Source organism: Vibrio sp. 2-1-2a (genome assembly GCF_032648565.1).
GTDB lineage: Bacteria > Pseudomonadota > Gammaproteobacteria > Enterobacterales > Vibrionaceae > Vibrio > Vibrio diabolicus.
This window is the reverse complement of sequence record NZ_WBOH01000006.1, coordinates 1-25189: the sequence shown is the minus strand read 5'-3', so window position 1 is coordinate 25189 and position 25189 is coordinate 1. Positions and strand designations below refer to the sequence as shown.

General features: G+C 44.5%; 25 protein-coding genes and 1 pseudogene. 16 read left to right on the top strand and 10 right to left on the bottom strand.

Annotated elements, in window-relative coordinates; all coding sequences use genetic code 11:
- Positions 1-101 precede the first annotated feature (101 nt).
- Entirely contained in the window at positions 102-1385 is a 1284-nt protein-coding gene (locus tag F7Y48_RS16505) for a peptidoglycan DD-metalloendopeptidase family protein (protein WP_031780190.1), read from the top strand.
- Between the two features lie 107 nt (positions 1386-1492).
- Here F7Y48_RS16505 and F7Y48_RS16500 read toward each other — a convergent pair whose 3' ends face one another.
- Both F7Y48_RS16500 and F7Y48_RS16495 read right to left on the bottom strand, forming a co-directional pair.
- Positions 1493-3313, bottom strand: coding sequence for a putative bifunctional diguanylate cyclase/phosphodiesterase (locus F7Y48_RS16500; protein WP_006742077.1), 1821 nt, complete (start codon positions 3311-3313; stop codon positions 1493-1495).
- Between the two features lie 183 nt (positions 3314-3496).
- The gene (locus tag F7Y48_RS16495; RefSeq protein WP_005391202.1) at positions 3497-4384 is read right to left on the bottom strand and encodes a LysR family transcriptional regulator; all 888 of its coding nucleotides are present in this window, start codon (positions 4382-4384) and stop codon (positions 3497-3499) included.
- A gap of 105 nt (positions 4385-4489) precedes the next feature.
- Here F7Y48_RS16495 and F7Y48_RS16490 point away from each other — a divergent pair, with 105 nt between their 5' ends.
- The 3 genes from F7Y48_RS16490 (at position 4490) to F7Y48_RS16480 (ending at position 6477) form a co-directional block, all read left to right on the top strand.
- Positions 4490-5683 carry a multidrug effflux MFS transporter gene (locus tag F7Y48_RS16490; RefSeq protein WP_104970160.1) on the top strand — a complete coding sequence of 398 codons (1194 nt, stop codon included), beginning with the start codon at positions 4490-4492 and terminating at the stop codon, positions 5681-5683.
- 178 nt (positions 5684-5861) lie between these two features.
- The gene (locus F7Y48_RS16485; RefSeq protein ID WP_005391198.1) at positions 5862-6209 is read left to right on the top strand and encodes a hypothetical protein; all 348 of its coding nucleotides are present in this window, start codon (positions 5862-5864) and stop codon (positions 6207-6209) included.
- A gap of 133 nt (positions 6210-6342) precedes the next feature.
- Entirely contained in the window at positions 6343-6477 is a 135-nt protein-coding gene (locus tag F7Y48_RS16480; RefSeq protein WP_005391196.1) for a hypothetical protein, read from the top strand.
- Between the two features lie 126 nt (positions 6478-6603).
- Here F7Y48_RS16480 and F7Y48_RS16475 read toward each other — a convergent pair whose 3' ends face one another.
- From F7Y48_RS16475 to F7Y48_RS16465, 3 genes are all read right to left on the bottom strand, one after another.
- Positions 6604-7218, bottom strand: coding sequence for a glutaredoxin domain-containing protein (locus F7Y48_RS16475; protein ID WP_053809571.1), 615 nt, complete (start codon positions 7216-7218; stop codon positions 6604-6606).
- A 44-nt stretch (positions 7219-7262) separates the two neighbouring features.
- Positions 7263-8120 (bottom strand): DMT family transporter, encoded by an 858-nt coding sequence (locus F7Y48_RS16470; protein ID WP_170902660.1) that lies wholly within the window; start codon positions 8118-8120, stop codon positions 7263-7265.
- Between the two features lie 465 nt (positions 8121-8585).
- Entirely contained in the window at positions 8586-9557 is a 972-nt protein-coding gene (locus F7Y48_RS16465) for a porin (protein WP_048625262.1), read from the bottom strand.
- 610 nt (positions 9558-10167) lie between these two features.
- On the opposite strand from F7Y48_RS16465, the gene F7Y48_RS16460 reads away from it, so the two are divergent.
- Both F7Y48_RS16460 and F7Y48_RS16455 read left to right on the top strand, forming a co-directional pair.
- Positions 10168-11226, top strand: coding sequence for a porin (locus F7Y48_RS16460; protein WP_046873713.1), 1059 nt, complete (start codon positions 10168-10170; stop codon positions 11224-11226).
- 221 nt (positions 11227-11447) lie between these two features.
- The gene (locus tag F7Y48_RS16455; RefSeq protein WP_316685060.1) at positions 11448-12062 is read left to right on the top strand and encodes a fumarylacetoacetate hydrolase family protein; all 615 of its coding nucleotides are present in this window, start codon (positions 11448-11450) and stop codon (positions 12060-12062) included.
- On the opposite strand, the gene F7Y48_RS16450 is transcribed toward F7Y48_RS16455, so the two are convergent.
- The 3 genes from F7Y48_RS16450 to F7Y48_RS16440 all read right to left on the bottom strand — a co-directional run bounded on the left by F7Y48_RS16450 (position 12059) and on the right by F7Y48_RS16440 (position 13987).
- Positions 12059-12370 carry an AzlD domain-containing protein gene (locus tag F7Y48_RS16450; RefSeq protein WP_006742072.1) on the bottom strand — a complete coding sequence of 104 codons (312 nt, stop codon included), beginning with the start codon at positions 12368-12370 and terminating at the stop codon, positions 12059-12061. The two genes, F7Y48_RS16455 and F7Y48_RS16450, sit on opposite strands and share 4 nt — an antisense overlap.
- Positions 12370-13080 (bottom strand): AzlC family ABC transporter permease, encoded by a 711-nt coding sequence (locus F7Y48_RS16445; RefSeq protein WP_046873712.1) that lies wholly within the window; start codon positions 13078-13080, stop codon positions 12370-12372. The genes F7Y48_RS16450 and F7Y48_RS16445 overlap by 1 nt, the downstream gene beginning before the upstream one ends.
- Before the next feature lie 79 nt (positions 13081-13159).
- Positions 13160-13987 carry an AraC family transcriptional regulator gene (locus F7Y48_RS16440; RefSeq protein ID WP_006742070.1) on the bottom strand — a complete coding sequence of 276 codons (828 nt, stop codon included), beginning with the start codon at positions 13985-13987 and terminating at the stop codon, positions 13160-13162.
- 230 nt (positions 13988-14217) lie between these two features.
- On the opposite strand from F7Y48_RS16440, the gene F7Y48_RS16435 reads away from it, so the two are divergent.
- A complete protein-coding gene (locus F7Y48_RS16435) occupies positions 14218-14850 on the top strand; it encodes a LysE family translocator (protein WP_053809567.1) in 633 nt (210 codons plus the stop codon).
- A 79-nt stretch (positions 14851-14929) separates the two neighbouring features.
- A complete protein-coding gene (locus tag F7Y48_RS16430) occupies positions 14930-15352 on the top strand; it encodes a GNAT family N-acetyltransferase (RefSeq protein ID WP_316685059.1) in 423 nt (140 codons plus the stop codon).
- Between the two features lie 100 nt (positions 15353-15452).
- Here the strand turns inward: F7Y48_RS16430 and F7Y48_RS16425 are convergent, their stop codons facing one another.
- Complete coding sequence (locus F7Y48_RS16425) at positions 15453-17147, bottom strand: phospho-sugar mutase (RefSeq protein WP_047008374.1); 1695 nt, start codon at positions 17145-17147, stop codon at positions 15453-15455.
- Between the two features lie 330 nt (positions 17148-17477).
- Between F7Y48_RS16425 and coxB the strand changes: the two genes are divergently transcribed.
- Genes coxB through F7Y48_RS16405 form a run of 4 tightly spaced genes read left to right on the top strand, consistent with a single transcriptional unit; the run spans position 17478 to position 21765 of the window.
- Positions 17478-18641 carry a cytochrome c oxidase subunit II gene (gene coxB, locus F7Y48_RS16420; protein ID WP_006742066.1) on the top strand — a complete coding sequence of 388 codons (1164 nt, stop codon included), beginning with the start codon at positions 17478-17480 and terminating at the stop codon, positions 18639-18641.
- Entirely contained in the window at positions 18638-20269 is a 1632-nt protein-coding gene (gene ctaD / locus F7Y48_RS16415) for a cytochrome c oxidase subunit I (RefSeq protein ID WP_258505002.1), read from the top strand. Before coxB ends, ctaD begins: the two co-directional genes overlap by 4 nt.
- 20 nt (positions 20270-20289) lie before the next feature.
- Entirely contained in the window at positions 20290-20829 is a 540-nt protein-coding gene (locus F7Y48_RS16410; RefSeq protein WP_005391173.1) for a cytochrome c oxidase assembly protein, read from the top strand.
- 51 nt (positions 20830-20880) lie between these two features.
- Entirely contained in the window at positions 20881-21765 is an 885-nt protein-coding gene (locus F7Y48_RS16405) for a cytochrome c oxidase subunit 3 (protein ID WP_114322885.1), read from the top strand.
- A 13-nt stretch (positions 21766-21778) separates the two neighbouring features.
- On the opposite strand, the gene F7Y48_RS16400 is transcribed toward F7Y48_RS16405, so the two are convergent.
- Entirely contained in the window at positions 21779-22015 is a 237-nt protein-coding gene (locus tag F7Y48_RS16400) for a DUF2909 family protein (RefSeq protein ID WP_005391169.1), read from the bottom strand.
- Between F7Y48_RS16400 and F7Y48_RS16395 the strand changes: the two genes are divergently transcribed.
- From F7Y48_RS16395 to cyoE, 4 genes and pseudogenes are all read left to right on the top strand, one after another.
- Complete coding sequence (locus F7Y48_RS16395; protein ID WP_258505005.1) at positions 21963-22805, top strand: SURF1 family protein; 843 nt, start codon at positions 21963-21965, stop codon at positions 22803-22805. The genes F7Y48_RS16400 and F7Y48_RS16395 overlap by 53 nt on opposite strands.
- Entirely contained in the window at positions 22795-23331 is a 537-nt protein-coding gene (locus F7Y48_RS16390; RefSeq protein ID WP_104972784.1) for a cytochrome oxidase biogenesis cluster protein, read from the top strand. The genes F7Y48_RS16395 and F7Y48_RS16390 overlap by 11 nt, the downstream gene beginning before the upstream one ends.
- A gap of 12 nt (positions 23332-23343) precedes the next feature.
- A complete protein-coding gene (locus F7Y48_RS16385) occupies positions 23344-24363 on the top strand; it encodes a COX15/CtaA family protein (protein ID WP_316685057.1) in 1020 nt (339 codons plus the stop codon).
- Positions 24356-25066: pseudogene (cyoE, locus tag F7Y48_RS16380) on the top strand (heme o synthase); the annotation flags it as partial. The gene F7Y48_RS16385 and the pseudogene cyoE, both read left to right, overlap by 8 nt.
- Positions 25067-25189: the final 123 nt, after the last annotated feature.

The following is a 25189-nucleotide window of genomic DNA, read 5'->3' as shown; positions in this document are numbered from 1 at the left end:
AAATTCAGTGTTTTCTGCGCTAGATCTCGAAATTTCATAGTGATTTCTTATACGGGAATGCATAAGCTATGAGCCTTGTTTGAAAGGAGATAGTAATTCCCGTGTCTACAAATGAAATTACAAGACGGTTGCCGAATCTGACAAGTCGTAGAGCGCTGCTGTTATACTCCTTGCCAGTTTTAGTTGCGATTGGTGTTTCTCACTCTCTCAAAGAGTCATCTTTAACCAAAACCATCGCATTGAACCTGCCTGAATCTCAGGTCGTTGAAAAAATTCTTGATGCGACAACTGCCGAAGTTGTCACTCCCCCGAACTTCGAATATCAAATCCAAGCTGGTGACAACCTAAGCACTATTTTTAGCCAGCTCGGTTTCGGTTACAGCTCGTTAATGAAAGTAATGGAAACGGATTTGAACTACCTTGCACTTGATACACTAAAGCCGGGCAATACGCTCCGTTTTTGGCGTGATGATGCGACAGGCGAGTTAGAGAAAATGGAACTGCAATTTTCTATTGCAGATAAAGTGGTCTACCAACTAAATAGTGATGGTAGCTATGACTTTACCGATATCTCGATTCCTGGCGTGTGGAGCCAAGAACCATTGGTTGGTGTTATTCAAGGCAGTTTCTCTTCTTCTGCAAGTCGATTAGGTCTAACGTCGGCAGAAGTGAGTCAAGTTGTGAGCTTACTCAAAGAGCAACTCAACTTTGGGCGTGATCTTCGTGCAGGTGATCGATTTGAAGTCGTTCGTCGTTCGCAAAGCATCAATGGTGTGCCAACGGGCAAGAACGAAATTGAGGCGATTAAGATCTACAATCGCGGACGTGAAATCACGGCTTACCTTCATACGGATGGTCAATTCTACAATGCTAAAGGCGAGAGCTTGCAGCGCGCATTCCAGCGTTATCCTGTAAGTAGCCGTTGGCGTATCAGTTCTGGCTTCAATCCTAATCGTTTACATCCAGTAACGGGGCGTGTCGCGCCGCACAACGGTACTGACTTTGCCGTACCAACCGGTACTCCAGTCGTTTCTACTGGTGACGGTACAGTGATCATGACTCGTAAACACCCTTATGCGGGTAACTACGTGGTTGTTGAGCACGGCAGCAAATACAAAACCCGTTACTTACACCTAAGTAAGATTCTGGTGAAGAAAGGGCAAAAGGTTTCTCGAGGCCAGCGTATTGGTCTTTCAGGTAAAACAGGTCGAGTGACAGGGCCACACCTTCACTATGAATTGATTGAATACGGCCGTCCAGTTAACGCTATGCGAGCAAACATCCCAATGGCGAGCTCTGTTCCTAAGAAAGAGATGGCAACCTTTGTCGCGAACAGAGATGAAATGGATAAGCTATTACGCGATAAAGAGAAAGCAGTGCTGTAACAAAGTACTTCGCTCAAAAAATAAAAAGAGACTAAGCATAGCTTGGTCTCTTTTACTTTATGCATTAGCTAGATTTACATTCCATGACCGTCGCTTGTTTAGAGCTCTTAGGCGCTCCGCACTTCACGTTCATTTATCAGGTGTACGATTTCATCAACACTGTGTGGGCGAGAGTAGAAATAGCCTTGAATGTAGTGGCAGCCCATTTCAATTAACTTTTGTAGTGCTCTATCGTCTTCTACGCCTTCGGCAATCAAATCCACATCAAGCAGTTCTGCCAATTGCGCTATCAAAAACACCACTTGTTCAGAGGTTGTATTTGAGAGCATGTTTTGAACGAAGGTTGCATCGATTTTAATGCTATCAATCGGATAATTGTGTATATAGTTCAAGCTTGAGTATCCCGTACCAAAATCATCCAACGCGACCTTAAAACCTAAGTAACGCAATGAGTTAAGTACCATTTGTTCACGGCCACTTTGCGAGAGTAAAACGGTCTCGGTGAGCTCTATAACAAAGTCTTTTGCTTCATGCTGATACTTTTCAACCATGTTAGTTAGGTGGTTAATATAGCGGTTAGAGTCGACCAGCTCATACGCAGAGCAATTGATAGAGAGTTTGACTTTGTATCCTAAGTTGGCTTCTAGCTCTTGTTTTGCGATACATGCGAGTTCAATAATACGTTCACCCAACTCGATAATCAGGCCTGATTGTTCGGCAGCTTCAATGAATTCCGCAGGTGAGATGTTTCCGTAAACATTGCTGTTCCAGCGGGCTAGGATTTCAAAGTAATTCCAGCGATCGCTTGTGATATCTACGATTGGCTGAACAACGACATACAACTCTTCGCTATCATGTATGTCAGCGCTTAGTTGAATGCGCATAGCTTCAATAAGCTGAGTTCTACGGTGATAAAGGGCGCTAAGATGTGTGTCGTAATGCTGAATTCGTGTATCGCGATGTTTTTTACAGTCTTTGAGAGCGAGGCTAGCATTCAAAATCAGCTCATCACTGTTCAACATATGTACTGGTGCGCGCGCGATACCAATACTAACAGTGAAAGAAATTCGGTTAGATTTGTCGCTGTAGCCGCTTTCAATTTTGTCGAGTACTTCCTGACACACGGCGACAGGATCTTCGTCGTAAGTAATGAAGGCGAATTCATCTCCTGCGACACGAAAAGCGTTGTTTGGCGATGACAAGCTTTGTTGAATGGCGTTCGCCGTAAACTTAATGATTTGGTCGCCGATGTAGTTTCCGTTGATATCATTGATCGATTTAAAGTTATCGATGTCTAGGTAAGCCAAACTGAATGGACGAGTGGCCTGTTGCGTCAATGTCTCCAAGGTATCAGCTAAACAGCTACGGTTGAGCAGTCCAGTTAGGTTATCATGCGATACTTCATAGCTAAGCTGATTAAGAAGCTTATCTGAACGTTCACTGACCCACTTTTCACGTAAGCTGTGAATAATGACATTGGCATAAAAGCGGTGGAAGTCGAGGATATCTTGCGCTTCCTTAGCGTGGATGCTTCGGGTAAAGGTGGACAATAAAATTCCCAGAACCTCGCCATTTTGTGTCTTTAATGGCAGACCAATGTAAGCTTGAATACCATCCTCTTGAAACATCTGATCTTCTGGAAAGCGTTTGTAAACCTGGTCCTGATAGAAAATATGTTCGCCAATGTCTTTTGCCACTTTTTCACAGGGTGTGCCTGAAAGGTGGTAGCTTAGATTGTCTGTAATTTTTCCATTGCTAGCGAAGGAGATGGTATGAGCCGAATGCTGAAGATGCGCAACTTCTACAACGCAAGTGCAATGGCTCTGCAATTGTTGATGAATATCTAACGTGACTCGGTTTAGCTGAGCCGTGCCGTTTAGCTTCAATATTTCATCAATTTTGTGGAAACTGATTTGTACCTGACCCATTGAGCATTTCACCTAGCGTTGTGATTACCATATCGTGTGAGACACGAAGAATTATTATTTGATATGCATCAAATAAACTATCGGTTACTAAGGCGAATTTTTCAAATTTTGTGAACGAACAAATCATTATTTTCATGTTTTTATGCTTGAAGCTTTTAAAGGTATAGCGATAAAAACGCTAAGCTAGGCGCGCTTCTCCTCTTCTAATCGCGATTTGAGATAATCGAGGAACAGCTTAGTTCGGGTATGCTGATAATCCAGCTTTGGATAGTAGGCATATACAGTGGCTTTATCCGCTGTGATATCGGGCAAGATAGGCACTAAAGCTCCGGATTTGAGATCATCTTTGATCATGACGTTATTCGTCATCAGAATACCCATGCCTCTTTTGGCACCATGAAACAGCGCTTCTGGGTTGGTCGTGGCAAAGTTACCGGACAAGCTGATACGTTTGCCTCGATTGGTTTTGATTTCTCGTGAGGGCTTTTCACCCCAAATCAGGACATTATGCTCTGTCAGATCCTCAACGCATTGTGGGGTGCCATATTTTTTTAGGTAACTAGGCGCGGCGTAAAACTGGGCTTTATGTTCGAAAAGTGCGGTGGCTTTGAAACTCAGAGAGTTCAGTTGCTCTAATTCCCGGCTAATAAATAAGTCTAAGCTTAGCTCTGGCAATTGGCCTGGTAGCGTTGTCGTTAATTGAAGCGTGATGTCTGGATATTTCTCAAGAAAATCATCTAGGTAATGCACCAAAAACTTAGAACCAACCGCCAGTGTCGCGCCAATTTTCAATAACCCCGCTGGTGATTGATTGACTGAGCGAGTTTCATCTAATACCGATTGCCATGAATCCAACTGATTTTTTGCTCGTTGATAAAACAGCGCACCAGCTTCAGTTTGGCTAATAGAGCGGGTCGTGCGTTTAAGTAGTTGAACGCCAATTTTATCTTCTAGCCATTGAACTCGTTTACTGATAGCTGAGCTGGTGGTATTGAGTTTCCGCGCTGCTGCATTAAAGCTACCTTCTTCGACCACACGAATATAACTCTTCACGCTTTGAATCCAGTCCATTATGTCTCCTTGGGAATTAATTCCTTTCCAACTTAGCTGATTATCATCTTTGAGTATCAAATATACACTGTTTGCCATCAATCTGTCACAAAGTAGGAGGAACGTTTGCGTAAAACACCATTGTTATTAGCGATGATGATCATTGCCACAGGCCAAGTTGGCGTTAGTATTTATCTTCCTTCTTTGCCATTGATTGGTCATGACTTGAATTTGCCGCAACATTCGATTCAGAATCTCGTCACACTATTTCTCGTTGGTTTCGGTATCTCTCAGCTTTTTTATGGCCCATTGTCTGATGCGATTGGTCGTCGACCAGTATTTATTCTGGGCCAAAGTGTGTACCTAGTTGGTACGGTTATTTGTATCGCCTTTTCGGACAACATTATTGCTCTTGAAGCGGGGCGGTTACTTCAAGGTTTGGGAGCGGGCAGTGCCTCGGTGCTTGGTCGCTCCGTATTGCGTGACAGTTATGACGGTATGCAATTAACCAAAGCGCTATCTTATATTTCAGTCACGGCATCTGTGATGCCAATTATTGCTCCGCTGTTTGGTGGTTGGATTGCTTTTCACCTGAGTTGGCATGCTGTCTTCGTGTTTGTGCTGATTTACTTAATGGCAATTTTTACACTTGGTTTATTGGTGTTGCCAGAAACGCTGCCTTACCCGAAGCGAAAATTTAAAGTAGGCCAAGTCAGCGCGAACTATTTGCGTCTGTTAACGAATACACAAGTGATTGGTAGTGCGAGCTACAACTGGCTTAGTTATTTATCGGCTCTGGTTACGCTCTCCTTGTATCCATTTTTAATGCAACAAAAGTTAGGATTAACGGCGGCGGATTATGGCTCGTTGATGATCATACCGTCAGTTGGTTTGCTGACGGGTAGCTTGGTGCTTAATTTGATCAACGCTCGTTACAAAGCTCAGCAAATCTTGCTGATGAGTTTCGCGATTGTTGCTATTGCTGGCTTCATGTTGTTGGTTACACCCTTCAGTGTATTTTCATTACTAGTGGCATTTACGTGTTTAAGTTTTGCCCAAGGCATGTCGTTTCCGGTATCAATTAGTTTGTTGCTGTCGCCACATAAGCAACAGGCTGGAGCGGTTTCTGCGCTATCTGGATCAATTCAAATGTGTTTAGCCGGTTTGTTTGGCGGATACTTGGTAGATTCTTGGGTCACGAATCAAAGCCAACTCGGGGTGTTTTATTTGTTTATTGCGTTACTTTCTTGTTGTGTGCTTGCATTGAGTCAATTTCGTAAAGTACCCAAAGGGACGATTCAAGCAGAAACTTCCACCTGAATATACTTGCAACGAAAGAGGCAGCTTTCTAAAATGCGCTGCTAAATTAAGTCAGGATCATTGTGTATATTGAATGACTCAGTTTGAGAGGAAGAGGGCAATGCCTGATGCTCCTCTCAAGCTTGGGGATACATTTCTGCCCAAATGACTATCCGATCTCTAATCGTTAGGTGAAAGAATGCAACAAAACGAATTTGAAACACTGGTAAAAGAAATTACTCAGCAAGAAAGCATGCCAAAGGCACTCGAAGTCTTGAAGGCGTGTGAGGAAGAAGAAGTTGCACAAGCGGCACAATCCCTAACGGGTCAGTTTGGTCTTGCAGAAGTTGATGGCGAGAAACGTATTTACCATATTACCACTCAAGAAGACGAGTCCGGAGAAGAGCAAGAATACGTGGAGCACGTCATGAATGAAGGCGATCACTTGATCAAATTTGCTGCGTGGTTCTTTGAAACATTCTTTGAAATCAAACAGAAAGATACGTACGTCGCAGCGGGTAAAACATACCAGCAACCTAAGCGATAGGCGCCCGTTTCGAAAAAGTAATCAGAACTAACCTGAAAGTTAATTACAAAATAAATGTGACACCAGTCTTGTTTTTATCTAATTGTGATGTAAAATTACAACATAGTTAAGTCAATACATTCAGGAGAAGGTCATGGGTAACGAACTTGGTGGTGCTTATATTGGCCAGATGATTGCAAAAGACGCGATGCACAAAGCGCTTTACGGTAAAGCGAAGAAGAAAAAAGCTTCTGTTTTTGCTCGTGTTATGAAAAAACTGGCGAAATAATTTAAAAAGCCCTGATTGAAGAATCAGGGCTTTTTGCTTTTATCTGTCTTGTTTTTAGTGGCAGCCTACATATTGAACAACATTGGTAAACCACTACTCAAAGACGGATGGCATTTGAATCAAACGCTAAGCGGATTGGCTTGGTATTTCCACGACATTATTAGGCACTTTATCTAGCCCCTTTGCTGCTAACCACTTTTCTAAATCGTCAGCGCCTCCAACATACTTTCCATCCAACCAGATCTGCGGCACTGTTACCGGCGTTTTTTCTCCAATGATGGCCTTTACTTCGGGGATCATGCGATACAAAGCAGCGCTGTCTTTAACCACGTCATGATACTCGTATTGAACACCAGCATCGTCAAGTAGTTGTTTCGCTTTGACACAGTAAGGGCAGGTGGCTTTACCATAAACAATGTTGCCTTTTAGCTCATCGCGTTTGACCCATTCAGCGATAACTGATTGCACAAGCACGCCCCGGTTTAGCGCTTCTCCTTGGCTGACCACTTTTCCTTCGACAATAAGAATCGGTGCATGCCAGGCCCCTGCTTTTAATGGTTCCCACCAATGTGATAACCAATCTTTTACTTCCAGTTCAACGGGGACATCAGCGAGTTCGTTTTTAAAAGTATCCGTCAAAATATCTTTAGTTAACGTACATTCACCACAAGGAATATTGACTTTGAATGGACCCCAACTACCAGCCCAGCGGTACAGTGTAATTTTGATTGGTTGACTCATATGGTGTTCCTCATTTCCTTTCCTGAAAATATAGAACCTTGAAATTAGACTTTTCTTTCAACTAGCTTTGTCTTTTTCGCTTCCCAGTGTGTAATAAACGCAATGGAGGCAATAATAATCGCGGCGCCTAGCCATAAACGACCAGGTGGTACCCAGCCAAACACCAACCAGCCAGCAACGACATTCAAGGGCAGTTTTGCGTGATCAAATGGTTGCACAAACGAGGCGTCTGCTACTGCATATGCTTTAACGATAGCCCATTGAGCGAGTGCAGTAAGCGCGCCTGCGGCTAAAAGTACGCCCCATATCGTCCAGGTATTTGGCATAGTAAATGTCGGTATTGCCAATAAGATATTAAACGGCGTTATCAGCAGTAATAAATAGACAACCATGGTTGAGGGCGGATCGTTGACCGACATTTTCTTTACCATCAGAGAATACGCTGCCCAGAAAAATGCGGCGCCAACAGGAAGCAGGGTCGCCCATGTAAATGAATCTGCCCACGGCTCAAGAATGATCATAGCACCAACGAACCCTGTTAATGTCGCTAACCAGCGTGCAGTACCTACTTTCTCTTTGAGTAACAAGCCAGATCCAACCGTTGCAAATAATGGAGAGGTCATCAGCAGCGCAATGCCTTGCCAAATCGGAACTGGATAAGCGAGTGCCCAAAGCCAAAGCTGAATCCCGATAACAGAGAGAAAAATACGGAAGGTATGCCAACCAAAGTGTTGGGTTCTTAGTGAGCGTCTAATTCCAAGTGTACGCAGATAGGGCAGAATGACAAATAAGGCAATAGCGTATTGGAATAATGCGAATGTGGTGGAAGAGACACCAAAGTTGATGCTAGCAATTTGGGCGAAGCTGTTCACTATGGCGAATGCCAAGCCAGCTGTTAGCATCCAGGACGCACCTTGAACAGGATGATGATTCAATTGAAAAATTCCAGTTTGATAGAGGTGGCGGGATCATACGTCCTATTGTTTTTCGCGCCAATAAAAAAATGCCTCCCAGAGGGAGGCGACATTACCAATTCAAAGGACGTGCCTGTTATAACAGGTACAAAGAACGAGAAGCACAAACGCTGCCATGCATTTGCATAATTGGTATTGCAGAACGCGTGCCAGTTTTTATCTATTTGATTTTAATTGTCTTTTTTATTTTAGTTCGGTTGGCTATTAGGAGAAATGCACTAACTTAGTGACAAATCGCATTAAAAGAGGGCAGAGGCAGGAGTCACTACGCTCGTTTTTCATTGCAGAGCGACGTTTGGATAGTGTGAAAACTTATTGAGTTATGTTGGGTTACACAAAAAATGGCCAGCAAGCATGCTGGCCAAGTGGACTCGCTCTTAGGACAAGAGTGAATTAGAAATCGTAACGTACGCCTAGGCGCAGTGTATCTTCGCCTTCTGTTACTAGACCTGTTGTTGCATCTTTTGCTTCATCAAGTTGGTTGATGTAGTAAGACAGGTAAGTACGGAAGTTGCTGTTTAGTTTGTAGTAACCAACAAGCTCGATACCTTCAACGGTGTCGTACTTTGAACCGTTGTCTGGATCATTCTCTTGAGCTGTGTATAGCGCAGCAAGTGTCACTTTGCTCGCTACTTTGTAGCTTGCGACTAGCTCGTAAGCCGTAAAGTCTTCAGCGTCAGTCAATGAACCTTGAGAGTAAGTACCTGCTAGGTAAAGGTTATCCATCGAGTAAGCGATACCACCTAGAATTTGATCTTCAGAGTTGTCTTTATCTACGTCACCACCAGAATATGCAAGACCGAGGTCTAGGCCCATTGGCAGTGAGTACATTCCAGAGATGCCGTATTTATCTTCGTTATCACTAGAGTTTGCTTGGTAGGTTGCTTGCAGTTGTAGCGCATCAAACGCACCACGGTATGCGAAAACGCTGTCTTGCTTATCAGAAGAGGAATCGATAACTTGCTGAACACCAGAGAACTCAGTGATATCCGTCATGTCAGAGATGATGACTGCAGCCATGTCTTGACGACCTACAGAGAAAGCACCGATATCAGAGTCGACACCCGCATACATGTAGCGGTTTTTGAATTCACTCTTGCCCGTTTTTTGTTCGGCTTCGTAAACACCGAATGCAGAAAGGCCATTGCCGATGTCCGTTTTACCTTTTAGATTAAGACGAGCGCGGCTTTTATCTTCCATTGAGCCTTCAACTTCAGCACCACCTGAACCGATGAAGTCACCACGGAACTCAACGCGGCCGCCAACTTTTAATTCAGTACCGTCGTTTTTGTATACTGTTGCTGCGAATGATGGTGCTGATACCAATGCTGTAAGAATTGCAGTAGTTAGTGCTGCCTTTTTCATTTTCTTATTACCCTAGTTGTAATCGATGGGCTTTCTTGCCCGATGTGTTGATGACGCTAAGGTAAACGCTGAAAATGAAAGATAGATTTCTGTTAAGTTATGATTTGATTGCACTTTTATTGCTGGCGAGAATAAGTGCCCCTTCTTATATCTCTTATAAAAAGAAAGGTTTTATCTTTTTTGAGGTTTTTCTGCCTTCTATTGGAGACCGTGCTTTTTTCAAAAAGTTCCTGAACCTATTTTTGTTCCAAAATGTAAGTAAATATTTCATTTTGACGGGAAAGTTATTTTCAAAAGTTGGGGTTCATCAAGTATTTGTGAGCACTATCTCGTTAAAGCATTTCTTTTTGTAAGGTTTTTACGCCTGGATTTTTTTTCGGATAAGTAAACGTTTGCTTTTTAGTTTTTTGCTGAGAATTTTTCACTCGGTTATCAGGAACTAATCAAATAAAGTGTCGGCAGTTGTTACACAAAGGTAAATCCATTCTGGCGGAAAAGATGCCCCAGAGGGCCTTTGTATTCCTTTCTGTGTTCATCATTTCGTTTTACGAAAGTGAATCAGAGCTGGGTCTAAAACTGACTAACCAACTAATAAGTAATGGATTTAGAAATGAATAAAAAATTATTAGCAGCGGCAATCGCAGCAGCAACTTTCGGCACTCAAGCAGTGGCAGTGGAACTTTATAATAACGATGGCACAACATTTTCGATGGGCGGCCACGTTTCTGTTAACTTAAATGGTTCAGAGCAAGGTGACACGGATGTTGGTACTAACTCTCCTCGTATCAATATCTCTGCGACACAAGATTTAGGCAATGGCTTCACCGCAGACGCACGTGGTGAATGGGCTCTAAACTACTTAGATGGCGGTGAAGAGTCGTTTAAAACTCGTCTAGGTTACTTAGGTTTAACACATGAGGTTTACGGTCGTGCAGTAGGTGGTACGCAATGGTCACCTTACTATGATGTTGCAGGCATCGCGGATATGCCAATTGCGTTTGCGAATGACTTCATTTACGACGATCACGGAAACCTAGGCACAGGTCGTGCGGATAAAATGCTGTCTTATCGAAATGGCTTTGATTTAGGCGAAGCAGGTGCGATTAACGTTGGTCTTGGATGGCAAGGCGCAAATGATGAATACACGCGTAACGACGCAGGTACTATCACTGGTGGTCTTAAATACGATGACCGCATGCAAGTTGCGCTTTCTTACGCAATCATGGGCGCGAAAATTGGCTACTCATACAACGGTGGTGACTTCCAACACCCTGCTTACACAGGTAAACACACCGCAGAATCACATGTTGTGTCTGCATCTTACGGCGCTTACGGCCAAGGTCTGTTCCTTGCCGCGGTATATGGTTCAAATGAAAATATGAACTTCAGTGTAAATGGCGACCGTTTGGCGGAAAGTGATGCGTACGAAGCGATCATCGCATACGCTCTAGCGAACAGCTTAAACTTGAGCGTTAACTACGAGATGGTTGAAGGTAAAGAGTTCAAAAATTCTAAAACAGAAACCGCTCGTGAGGAAATGGCACTGCAGGCAGAGTACAACTTCACGCCTAAATTTGTTGGTTACGCGGGTTACCAGTTTGACCTAAATGATGACCATGGTCGTGAAACTGATGACAAATGGGCGATAGGTGCTCGTTACTACCTATAATAGGATTTAGCGAGAACAATCATTCACCCTTATTGATTTAAAGCCAGCCTCGTGCTGGCTTTTTTGTCTATTTGTTTTGTAAATACCGTGATGTTTCAATTAGATGATACAAAACTCAAAACGGGGTGAATGTCTTATTTTTCACACTAGAGGATGGGATTTAGTGTCGTTAAGTCAATAGGTTAGATTATGATGGGGTTTTTGTTTTGCAGGGAAGAGCGATGAGCGTTATTCAAGTTGAAGAAAAGAAAGTAGAAGTGGGTAAAGTGCTTTGTGTTGGGCGAAATTACGTTGAACATATTCATGAGCTTGATAATGCGATACCTGAGCAAATGGTGGTATTTAATAAACCCGCGACTTCCGTATCGACGACTCTGCGTTCATTTCATCAAGAGCCTCTTCATTACGAGGCTGAAATCTGTTTTCTGATCAAAGATGGACGTTATTCAGCGGTCGGTTTGGGATTGGATCTGACCAAGCGCGGTTTGCAGTCTTCACTTAAACAACAAGGGTTGCCCTGGGAGCGTGCTAAAGCGTTTGATGGCTCCGCAGTGTTTAGTCGATTTGTCTCTTTGGATAACATTGATATTAATGATCTTAACCTAGAGCTCTTGATTAACTGCGTTCGTGTACAAAAAGGTCACGTTGACCAGATGCTCTATCCGCCGCTAACCATTTTGGATGAATTAACGAGTTACACAACACTTCAAGATGGCGATGTGGTAATGACCGGCACACCAAAAGGAGTTGGTGAGGTGCATAAAGGTGACATCTTCCTTGGACGATTAAAGTGTGGTGATGTCACCTTGTTGGAGATTGAGTGGGTGGCGAATTAAAGCCAAATTCGCAGAACGAGAAATACCACCATGCTGATCACCGTCGTTAAAAGAACATTTTTAGTAAAGTACGCGATTAACGCAGCCAGCAAGGCAGCCAATAAAAATGGGTTGTGCACATTCACGCTGAGTGCTCCATCGGGAATGAAAACGATAGGCGCCCAGATCGCAGTGAGTACCGCAGGGCTGGCGTAGTTGAGCACTTTTTGAGTGCGCGTCCCTAATCGCAGTGGTAGCTTGGGTTCTAAAAACAAGTAGCGGCTGGTGAAAACAAGTCCCGTCATCAGTAAAATAGACAACATGATCATTAGTGTTTCTCCTGTACTTGTTCCACAAAGTAGCCTGTAAGCATGGCTAAAATGCTCGAAATCATCAAACTTCCTTCCACTTGGTAATAGGTTAGGGCGACCGAGCTCACTAATGCCACGACAACACTCGCGAGCACCGCCATATTTTTAATAGTCGGAACTACAATTGCGATAAAAGTCGCGGCCACAGCAAATTCCAATCCCATTTCGTTCAGTTCAGGGATCAGGCTTCCCGCAATAATGCCCGTCAATGTCGCGATATTCCAAAACAGGTAAAAACTCAAACCAGCCCCAAGCGCATACCAGCGATTAAATTGTTTATCGGAATGATGACCTACAATCGCAAACAGCTCATCAGTGAGTAAGAATCCGAGTGATAACCGCCATTTAAGAGGAAGTGGTGCAATTTTACTGCGCATCGATACACTGTAGAGGAAGTGTCGAGAGGTGATAAAAAACGTTGTTAGTAACATGGTTACTAGGCCTGCCCCCGATTTAATCATCCCCATCGCGACGAGCTGCGCGGAACCTGCGAACAGAATGGCGGATAGTGCTTGTCCTTCCAAAGGGTGAAGCCCAGTATCAATCGCGAATGAGCCTGCGAGCAAACCCCAAGGTAACACCGCGATACTCAGTGGCATCATCGCAAGTGTGCCTTGCCAAAATAGCGTGGCTTTTGATTCTTCTTGTAACGGCAAAGTGTGGTCCATAGTTTCTTCTTAGTTATTCCTAAATCAGGCTACCAAGATAGCTCGGTAGTCGCATAACGCCTTGTACAATATTGCTGCTTTAGCTGTGACGGACGTATTGGCCGGGAGTGACGCCCATGGCTTTTTTAAAGTGTCGATGCAGATGGCTTTGATCATGGAAGCCACATTCTTGTGCCACATCTGAAATTTTTTGTCCCATTTTTAGTAGCTTCTTCGCCATACGTAAACGTTGCTGAATTTGATAAGCATGGGGAGGGAAGCCAAACTGTTTTTGAAACTCTCTTAGCAAATGAAAAGGGCTTAACCCAGCCAGTTTTGCGAGCTCTTCTAGCGAGACGTCCGTTTGCGGGAAGTCTTCCAAAAACTCTTTGACCAACTGTATTTGTCGCTGAGCTCTGGTTGATTCTTTGAGCGGTGCCCGGTGGGTGCTGTGTTTGCTGGCTAGTTTGATCAACGTGCCGTAAATCAAAGTTTCTCTCAATAAACGGTTGTCTGATTTTTCTAGTGTTTCAAACACCAATCGTAACTGACTAGCCAGCTCAGGATCGTAAACCACAGGTTGAGGAAAATAGGGCAGCGCGACATTTGGTGAACCAAGCTCTTGTCCTAAAGTTTGAAACTGCTGAGGTACGGGGTACATTGCTTTGTATTCCCAGCCGCCTTCCGAGGCTGAATGCCCGTTGTGTACTTCATCTGCATTAACAAGGATGATGCTGTCCTGTGGCGCGATATGATTCCCGCCCGTCCTAAAAAATTGTTGTGCCCCTTTTTCGATGACACCAATAGTGTAACCTTCGTGGCTATGGCGTGAAAAATTCTGCTTCTCGTACTTTGCATCGAGAAGCTCTAAACCGCCGAGCTCTTGAGCTATCTTGAAGGTAGCGATTTCCTTATTCTTTTCTTTCATCTTTATCCGGTCTGCTCAAGAAAGTCATCTTAGAAGTGTAACGGATCCATCGTGCTTATTTTTGTACAAAATTGCTATTCGATTTTTATAAATAGGCGAATTGATTGTTATTTTTCGTCCTAGCAAACTATGATTTTTATTTTCTGAATTATCTTGGTGATTTTGGGCTGGCTGTTGTTATTTTGTTGGTATAACATTCGCCGCTTTGTTGTAGAAAAAGCGGTTCCATCATGATTGATTTATCTGTACTTCCTGTTTATCTCACCGCAGTAGTGGCTTTGTTGCTGTTACCAGGGCCCGATATGTTGCTTATCGCGAGCTCTAGTATGAGTTACGGTAAGAAGGTCGGTCTGTTTGCTAGCTTAGGCAATGCGACGTCTGGTGTTATTCTTACTTTGCTTGCTGCAATGGGAGTATCTACCCTGATTGCAATGAGCCCAATCGCCCTTAAAGTCCTTCATCTATTAGGTGGCGCATACTTGCTAAAAATGGGCTGGGACTGCTTACGAGCTGAGGCATCTTCGGCTCCAGAGCTTGATGGTCAAAACAAAATGGCGTCAACTTATTATCAACGTGCTTTGATGAGTAATTTGCTTAACCCTAAAGCGTTGGTATTTTTTGTGATGTTTTTGCCGCAGTTTGTCTCAAGCAATATCACAGCGTCTTCTGGTGAGCAGATGCTAGCACTAGGGTTATTGTTAAACGTCCTTGGCTTATCATTCAATTTATTGCTTGTTGCGCTGGCAGGTACATTGGGTAAGGGGCTGATCGAGAACGAAAAATTCCGCACTTATCAACATAAACTAATGGGTTTAGTGTTCGTTATTCTCGCGTTGTGGATGCTGAGCAGTTTCGCCTTATAAAGTTATCATATTCCATCAGAAAGCCAGCAATTGCTGGCTTTTTGTTTTAGGATATTGGTGTTTCCTAAGGAGAGGATGTATGAAGCTTGAATTTTGTTTAAATCCAGATCAAACAGACCTTGATTCTGTTCGTCAAGGTATTCGATCTTATAACCGGATGCATTTGCCTGAAGGGGAAGTGCATACTGTAGGCTGTTTCGCAAAAGATGAGAATGGCAAGATCATGGGTGGTCTGACTGGCGAAATGTTTAAAAACACGGTGTTTGTTGAGTTTTTGTGGGTAGATGCTGAAAGTCGAACCTCCGGTCTCGGTAGCCAGTTAATGTCAATGCTAGAAGACAAAGTAAAGCCTCACGGGGTTACCCATGTTTATTTGGATACCTACAGCTTTCAAGCTCTTGATTTTTATCTTAAATTAGGTTTTGAAAAAGTAGGGCAGTACTCAGGCTATCCTGCAGAGGGCATCCACAAGTACTTTCTACAAAAGGAAATTGTAAGCTAGGGAAAAGCACTGGTTAGCTTGACTTGTTCTAGTCAAAATCAAAAAAAGAGGCGCGAATTTGCGCCTCTTATCATATCAGATGTCTCTGCTTCTCTTTGACTTACAAACTTGTCTGATGCGCGTCGATAAGTTCGTTCATCTTCGCCTCTGCCGCTTGCTGTGCTTGTGCATAGCTCATATCCGCAGGGAAAAGGTTGATGACTTCGTAGTAACATTTTAGTTTTGGCTCAGTACCCGAAGGGCGAACAATCACACGAGACTGATCTTCTAGGTGATAAATCAATACGTCACTTGCTGGTAAGTCAATGGATTCTTCTGAGCCGTCATCAAACATGCGAACTGATGTTTTTAGATCTTCAGTTACTGCGACTTTTTTACCAGCAATCTCTGTTGGTGGGTTTGCACGGAGTTTGTCGCCGATTGGTGGAGAGTTCGGGTCGAGAGCGATACTGCGCTGCGCGTTAAAGTAGAAACCGTGCTCGCGGTACAGTTCTTCCAATTTATCCCATAGTGTTTTGCCTTGAGCTTTAAGTTTTCCTGTTAGCTGGGCAAATGCGACGATTGCAGATAAACCATCTTTATCCCACACCTTGTTACCCACGGTATAACCGAGCGCTTCTTCATAAGCAAACAAGAATGGATTGGCTTCTGTCTCTTGCTCCATTGCAACGTTAGTAAGCCATTTGAAGCCTGTTAACGTTTGGTAGTATTGGGCGCCATGCGCTTTGGCAATGCTACTCAGCATTCTTGATGATACGATGGTGTTGCCAACCAGAGCGTTAGGTTGCTGTTCTAGCAAGTAATCGCCAAACAGTGACCCCACTTGGTCGCCGGTTAACATTTGGTATTCGCCATCTGGGCGTTTGACCGCCACTGCAAAACGGTCGGCATCTGGATCGTTAGCACAAGCGATATCAGCATCTACGGACTTACCTAACGCCATCACCATATCCATTGCTCCCGCTTCTTCAGGGTTTGGGAAGTTGACGGTTGGGAAGCTACCATCAGGTTCGCGCTGTTCCTTAACACTTGCCACTTTTTTGAAGCCAGCGTCTGCGAGGAGCGTTTCCGCCATATTCGCCCCAACGCCATGCATCGCAGTGTAAGCGATAGAAATATCGGTGTTGTTGTCAGGAGTAAGCAGCGCGTTTTCGTTCATCGTTTTACGGTAAGTTTGGTAGTAGTCGTCTTCCAACCAAACTAACAAACCGTGCTGTTTTGCATCATCGAGAGACATTAAAGGTAATGGCTTCGTTGTTGCGTCATCAATTTTCGCTGCGATTCCAGAGTCGTGTGGAGGAATGATTTGTGCGCCATTCTCCCAATATACTTTAAAGCCATTGTACTCTGGTGGATTGTGGCTGGCGGTAACGACAACTGCGGCAGCAGCATTCAATGTACGGACACCAAATGCAACAATTGGGGTTGCTGCAACGTCATACGTTAGGTAAACCTTGATGCCAAGGGCAGTCAGTACGGAAGCGGTATCATGCGCGAATTGTTTCGAATCAGGACGACCGTCGTAGCCAATAACGACCCCACGACTTGCGGCATCTTTGACTTGCTCTAGCAAATAGTTTCCTAGGCCAGTGGCTGTCTCTTGAATCACCAAACGGTTCATTCGGTTTGGACCTGCGCCCACTTTGCCGCGTAACCCTGCTGTACCAAAGGCAAGGCGTGATCCAAAGCGATCAGTAAGCTCTTGTTCATTATTTGTATCGACGAGGTGTTGTAGCTCTTCGCGAGTCTTAGGATCAGGGTCTCGTTCTAGCCATTGAGTAATTAGTGCTGTCATATCAATCATTCCTTAGTAGGGGGCGCCTACTTTCTTGGACACTTCGTTTTGTAAGTATCTCAATGTTTTCTTTTAAATTAATGTAAATGGTTCTCAATTACATTTCAAAGAGGGCAATCGATAAACCGAATTAATTTTTCTTATCCGAACAAAATTTAATCATATTTAATTTCTTGAAGAACCTTGGAACTATAACTAGCCTTTTAACATAAATATAACAAACCGTGTCGAAATCGTAGTTTTTGTGATTTTTCGTAAAGTTGTTCGATATTTGCATCGGGACGCAAGGAAGCTCGCGCAAGCGTAGCGGCTGAGCAGAGGAGAGATCTTTTGAAAAGATTAACGACTACTCTAGCCTTATCACTGAATGTGATTTTAATCACATTCTCCTCTTTCAGTTGGTCAAAGGAAAGTGACTACAACATGACCAAAGGGGTCACAGCGATAAGTGGGCAAGTGTATGAATTACATATGCTGATTTTCTATATCTGCTGCGTAATTGCTTTGATTGTATTTGGCGTCATGTTCTATTCCATCTTTCGTCATCGCAAGTCAAAAGGAGCAGTTGCCGCACATTTCCACGAAAGTACAAAAGTGGAAATTATTTGGACGGTCATACCTATCATCATTCTTGTCGCCATGGCGATTCCCGCAACGAAAACTTTAGTCGCAATGGAAGACACAAGCCAATCAGATATCACGGTCAAGATCACAGGCTCGCAATGGAAGTGGCATTACAGCTATTTTGGTGAAGATGTTGAGTTCTTCAGTTTGCTTGCTACCAGCCAAAAGCAAATTGATGGTATCGAGACAAAAGGCGCGCATTATCTATTGGAAGTAGACAACCCTTTGGTGTTGCCTGTGAATCGCAAAGTGCGTTTTTTGATGACTTCTGATGATGTCATTCACTCATGGTGGGTGCCAGATTTTGCTGTCAAGAAAGACACCATTCCTGGTTTTATTAATGAAGCATGGACAAGAATTGATGAGCCAGGTGTATATCGCGGTCAATGTGCGGAGCTATGTGGTCGTGCTCACGGGTTCATGCCGGTGGTGGTGCATGCGATGGAAGAAGAAAAGTTTGATGAATGGTTAGCGAGTAAGAAGGAAGAAATCGCACTTCAAAAAGCGGCGGCACAAGAAGCGCTCTCTCAAGACTTATCCATGGATGAGTTGATGTCGCAGGGCGAATCGATATACACGGCGCGTTGTGCTGTGTGCCATCAGGCGAATGGTGAGGGGATTCCGGGTGCATTTCCCGCGATTAAGGGCAGCCCTATCGCAACAGGCCCAATTTCAGAGCACATTGATGTGATTGTGAATGGCCGTCCGGGCACTGCAATGCAGTCTTTTTCGAACCAGTTAAGTGACAAAGAAATTGCTGCGGTCATCACATATCAGCGAAATGCATGGGGCAACGACACTGGTGATAGGGTGCAAGCATCCGATGTGAATGCCTTTAAGGCACAAGGCAGTGCTAAGGAGGAAATATGAGTAAGCCAATAGATAAGGCAGTGAAGTCTGCGCCAGCGGAAGCCAGTGCAAACAGTACCATTGCGATTGATGATGGCCATGATCATCATGCTCCCCAAGGTATTGCTCGTTGGCTGTATTCCACAAACCATAAAGACATTGGCACCCTGTACCTTTGGTTTAGTTTCGCGATGTTTCTGACTGGTGGTGCGATGGCGATGGTCATTCGTGCCGAATTATTCCAGCCTGGACTTCAGCTGGTTGATCCACAGTTTTTTAATCAAATGACTACGGTACACGGTTTGGTGATGGTGTTTGGTGCTGTGATGCCAGCATTTACGGGCCTTGCTAACTGGATGATTCCAATGATGATCGGTGCTCCAGACATGGCGCTACCTCGCATGAACAACTTGAGCTTTTGGATTCTACCTTTTGCATTTCTTATTTTATTGAGCTCGTTGTTTTTACCTGGCGGCGGCCCCGATTTTGGCTGGACGTTCTATGCTCCGTTGTCCACGACTTATGGCCCAGATAGCACCGCGCTGTTTGTATTCTCTGTTCACATCATGGGTATCAGCTCCATCATGGGCGCGATAAACGTTATCGTGACGATAGTAAATATGCGAGCTCCGGGAATGACTTGGTTCAAGTTACCAATGTTTGTTTGGACTTGGTTAATCACCGCTTTCTTATTGATCGCGGTTATGCCGGTATTAGCGGGTGCGGTGACGATGGTTCTTACTGACAAATATTTCGGGACTAGCTTCTTTGATGCAGCTGGTGGCGGCGATCCGGTGATGTTTCAACACATCTTTTGGTTCTTTGGTCACCCAGAAGTGTACATCATGATTTTACCGTCGTTTGGCATCATTTCTGCCATCCTTCCTGCTTTCAGTGGCAAGAAGCTGTTTGGTTATCATTCGATGGTTTACGCGACGTGCAGCATTGCGTTGTTGTCTTTCCTTGTGTGGGCGCATCACATGTTTACAACGGGGATGCCAGTTTTTGCAGAGCTTTTCTTTATGTATTGCACCATGCTGATTGCGGTACCAACCGGGGTGAAAGTCTTTAACTGGGTCGCCACCATGTGGCGTGGGGCTCTGACATTTGAAACGCCAATGTTGTTTGCCGTTGCCTTTATTGTACTCTTTACGATTGGCGGTTTCTCAGGGTTGATGCTGGCGATTGTGCCGGCGGATTTCCAATATCATGACACTTACTTCGTGGTTGCGCATTTCCACTATGTGTTGGTATCTGGTGCTGTATTCTCGATTATGGCGGCTGCGTACTATTGGCTACCTAAGTGGACAGGCAATATGTACGACCACAAGCTGAGTTTGTGGCATTTCTGGTGCTCGATTATTTCAGTTAATGTTTTGTTTTTCCCGATGCACTTTCTAGGTTTAGCGGGTATGCCAAGACGTATCCCGGATTACGCTATTCAGTTTGCTGATGTCAATCAAATTGTCTCCATTGGTGGATTTGCGTTTGGGTTGTCACAATTGATCTTTTTATGGGTGGTGATTAAGTGTATTCGTGGCGGTGAAAAGGCTGCTGCAAAACCGTGGGAACGTGCGGAGGGCTTAGAATGGACGGTGCCAAGCCCGGCGCCCCATCATACGTTTACTACGCCGCCTAAAGTCGATTAGAAACGAATAGGGTGAGTGAGATGAAACCGAATCCATCAAACAAAAAGCTCACAGTGAAGTTGCTTTTAGCGACCCTTTTGATGTTCGGGTTTGGCTACGCACTTGTCCCATTGTATGACGTAATGTGCGACGCACTGGGTATCAATGGAAAAACAAGTGAAGTGGCCGCCATTCAACCAACTGGTATGCAGCCAGATATGAGCCGAACCATTCGCGTGGAGTTTATGGCGCATGTAAGCCCCGATATGCCTTGGGAGTTTAAACCCAAAGTGATTTCGATGGACGTTCATCCCGGTGAAGTTGTGCAAACCGAATACCTTGCATTTAATGAAAGCGGGCAGAAGTTGGTGGGGCAAGCCGTTCCTTCTGTTTCTCCCGGGAATGGCGCTGCTTATTTCAATAAGATTGAGTGCTTTTGTTTTAACCAACAGCCTTTGGATGGCAAACAACAAGCTCAAATGCCGTTGATTTTTTATATCGAACCGGACTTACCGGAGTCGATACACACGTTAACGCTGTCATACACACTCTATAAACTTCCCCCTCCTACAGGTTCTTAGCCACTCAAGGAGAGAGATACAGACCAAGGCTGGTCAGTAAGGAGAGAAATTATGAGTAACAAGCCAGGAACATATTATGTTCCCGCTCAAAGTAGCTGGCCGATCATCGGTGCATTTGCTCTATTTTTAGTTGCCGTTGGTGCAGGAATGACCGTTCAGGGGACACAAAGTGAAGGGGCTGTGGGAACCATTGGTAGCATTGTGCTAGCGGTAGGTTTTCTCTTCTTGCTTTACATGTTGGCGGGCTGGTTTAGTAATGTGATTACTGAGTCTCTGAGTGGAAAGTACAGCTCGCAAATTACTCGTTCTTTTCGCCAAGGGATGAGCTGGTTCATCTTCTCTGAAGTGATGTTTTTTGGTGCCTTTTTTGGTGCGTTATTTTACGCCAGGATGATTTCTGTGCCTTGGTTAGGTGGGGCAGATAACAACTTCATGACCAACGAGGTTTTGTGGCCAACCTTCGAAGCGATGTGGCCACTCACACTGACTCCGGGTGGAGAAACAACACAAGCTATGCCGTGGCAGGGCATTCCCCTTACTAATACTATTTTGCTGTTATTGTCGTCGATTACGCTACATATGGCGCACATAAGCCTTGAAAAAGACAAAAGAACAGCACTGATTGTTTGGTTGGAAATCACCATCGTGCTTGCGGGCTTTTTCCTATATTACCAAGCGGTCGAGTATGCTCATGCTTATCAAGAAATGGGGCTCACGTTGCAATCTGGTATCTACGGAAACACCTTCTTTATGCTGACTGGTTTTCACGGTTTGCACGTCTGTCTTGGGACGATTTTCTTAATCGTATTATTGCTCCGAATCGCTAAAGATCATTTTTCGTCTAACAACCATTTTGCCTTCCAAGCAGGTAGTTGGTATTGGCACTTTGTGGATGTGGTTTGGTTATGTCTGTTTGTGTTTGTGTACGTGCTGTAGGTGCATTGGGCGATTAGTAAGGACGGGGATTCGGAGCCAGCCAGCCTGAACTGAGCGCAATAAGTAGAAGGATAACTACTAAAGCGGAGAACATGACTCGACGGCCTAAGTAATGACTCATAGGTTTGTCTCTTTTTTCGGGATTATCGGGGTCTTCACGAACCATTTCGATAAGCGCTTTTGCGAGGTTGAAGATAATGAAAAGCAGCAAAAGGACAAGCGTCAGTTTGAATAGAAATACGGTGGACATAGCACCTCCGGTTTCATCGTTGTTGTTATCGAGACAATTATGGCTATCGAAACGGTTTTGGGTTGCAGTTGGTTTAACTGTGGTTGTGTTTTCTCTTTTGGTCAAACTGGGTTTTTGGCAGCTTGAGAGAGGGCAAGAAAAACAGGCTTTGGAACAAGCCATTCTTGCGCGAGCGGATAGTGCGTACCAAGCATTAGGCGAAGTTCTTGAAGAAAACGATTGGAGAGAAGGCAGCATTCTCGGGAAAAAAGTGGAAGCTAATGTTGTTCCTCAGGCGTTTCCCGTGATTTTACTGGATAACCAAACGCATCAGGGCAATGTGGGCTATTTAGCATTTCAGATTGTCTCTATGAGTGATGAATCAGGAACCTATGCATTATTAGAGCTTGGTTTTGTGGAGGGAATAGCAGATCGTTCAATATTACCAACCGTCACAACACTCGAAGTGTCGACCTTTATCTCGGGACGTCTGTACCGAAAATCTGCTAACCCGTTGAGCTCTGAATTAATGCCAGAAGTTGGCGATGCCATTCGTGTGCAGAACCTTAATATCGTGCATCTGAATCAGCTACTTAATATTGAACTTATGCCCGCAGTCTTGCAGCCAGACAATCTAAAAAATTGGCCTTACGACTTTCCTTGGAACCCATTGCCGCTCAACAGCGCCAAGCATTTCGGTTATTCGATTCAGTGGTTTTCGATGGGGGGCGTTTTCTTATTATTGACCTTAATTGTTTTTGTTCGTTGGCAAAGAAAGTTGCGTCACATGGAGGTGAAGCATGACATCTAAAGTAACCAAAGGGCGGCTAATGTTGATTGCGTTGGTGTGTACGTTTGCGCTTCCTGCCGTCATCGCTAAGGTCATTCTCACCCAAGGGTGGTATCAAAGCGGTGTGACCAATAGAGGTGTGTTAGTTGAACCATACACCACGTTAGAGCTACTTGGTCAAGAGTCACCACTCAAGGAGCACGGGTGGCAACTCGCTTATGTTTTACCTAATGAGTGCACAGAACAATGCAGGCAGCAGCTTTACCTGCTTCAGCAAAGCCATGTCGCTTTAGGAAAATATCAAGAGCGTGTGGTGCCGGTGCTTTGGCAGACAGAGTTGTCCGGTACCGTAGATGTATCGATGACGACAATGCAAATGAATCAATCGGTTACCGCCAAAGTGAAACCCGGACAAATATTAATCGTTGATCCTCTGGGGCAATTGGTGATGTCTTACTCGCCGAAACCGAATGAAGATTTAGTCTCGTTCAACAAAGGTATGTTGGCGGATTTACGCAAGCTCTTAAAATTGTCACGAGTTGGTTAGAAAGGGGCGTATATGAAGTTAATTCAGTTGGTTAAATTCAGTTTGCTCCTAACTTTCGTGGTGATCATGTTAGGCGCGTATACTCGCCTTTCTGATGCAGGGTTGGGTTGCCCTGATTGGCCCGGCTGCTATGGGCACCTTGGTGTGCCTCATCAAGAAGAAGACGTAATACGTGCCAATCTTAATTTCCCTGAACGGGCTGTCGAGCATGAGAAAGCATGGCTTGAAATGATTCATCGCTATTTTGCAGGAACGTTGGGTTTGGTCATTTTTGCCATGACAGTGATATCAATGAGGTCTGAGCGCGTGAATCCTACTATTCCGATGCTTCTCAGTGTACTGGTGAGCGGGCAAGCACTTTTGGGGATGTGGACCGTGACGCTCAAATTAATGCCAGTCATCGTAATGCTTCATCTGCTTGGTGGCTTTACTTTACTGGTTCTGCAGGCGATTTTTTACTGCCAGTTAAAAGCGCAAAATAATCTCTATTTTTCTCCATCTTCCAGCTCGCTACGAGGCTTCTCATTATTGGTTTTTCTGGTTGTTTTTATGCAGGTGCTGCTCGGAGGGTGGACTTCGTCAAACTATGCCGCGCTCATGTGCACCTCACTGCCTATTTGTGAGGGAGATTGGATGAGTTATCTCTCATGGAAAGAGGCGTTTTCTTTCTGGCAAACCGGATTCGAGAATTACGAGTTTGGTGTATTGGAGTATCCGGCAAGAATGACCATACATGTTACGCATCGCCTCGGTGCGATGGTCACCGCCACCGTCGTATTGGCTTATAGCATTATGCTCATGAGGCAAGATTCCCATCATTCACAGCGCATTGGAGGATGGTTACTACTCACTTTAGCGTGTCAAATTATGTTGGGCGTGAGCAACGTTGTATTCCAACTTCCTATTTATGTCGCCGTGGCACATAACTTGGGTGCCGCCATTATGTTGAGTCTTGTTTGTGTGAGTCAGTTTTATTTGTGGCAGGGCAAAAAAGCTTGGAGTTACACCGCGAAAGGAGTTCGCTATGAGTAAAGAAATCGCACTGTCGTTAAATGAGCGAAAGCGACTAAGTTCCGTTTATTTGAAGTTAACGAAGCCTAAAGTAGTCGCATTAATGCTGGTGACGGCCGTTGTAGGGATGAGTTTAGCGCCTGTTACTGAGTTTCCTTGGTTGCAGGCGGCGGTTGGCCTAACAGGCATTGGTTTGATGGCAGGCTCCGCGGCAGCGTTTAATCACCTGATTGACCGCCGCATTGATGCGAGAATGGCTCGCACACACAAACGTCCGTTGCCATCGGGTGAAGCTAAGCCGTTATCGGTGATAGCCTTTGCGACGGCTTTAGGCGTCATAGGGTTTGTTCTTTTGTATGCGCTGGTTAACCCACTGACGGCATGGCTGACTTTGATGAGTTTACTCGGCTATGCGATGGTGTACACCATGTACCTCAAACGCGCTACTCCGCAAAATATCGTAATTGCAGGTATTGCGGGTGCGATGCCGCCTCTTCTCGGTTGGACTGCCGTAACAGGGCAGTTGCATGCGAATGCTTGGCTGCTTGTGATGATCATTTTTATCTGGACGCCACCACACTTTTGGGCACTCGCAATTCATCGCGTAGAGGACTATCGTAAGGTGGATATTCCAATGTTGCCTGTGACACATGGTACCGAGTACACCAAAACTTCTATTCTGTTGTATACGGTGTTGTTGACGTTGGTTTGTGTGCTGCCTGTAGCGCGCCGAGATAATTCTCCGATTTTTTCAAGATAAAACGAAAAAAGCCCATCCTACACAATGAGACGATCAACTCTAAATATAGACTGAAAAGCGATGTACGTTATAGATAGAAGATCGCCT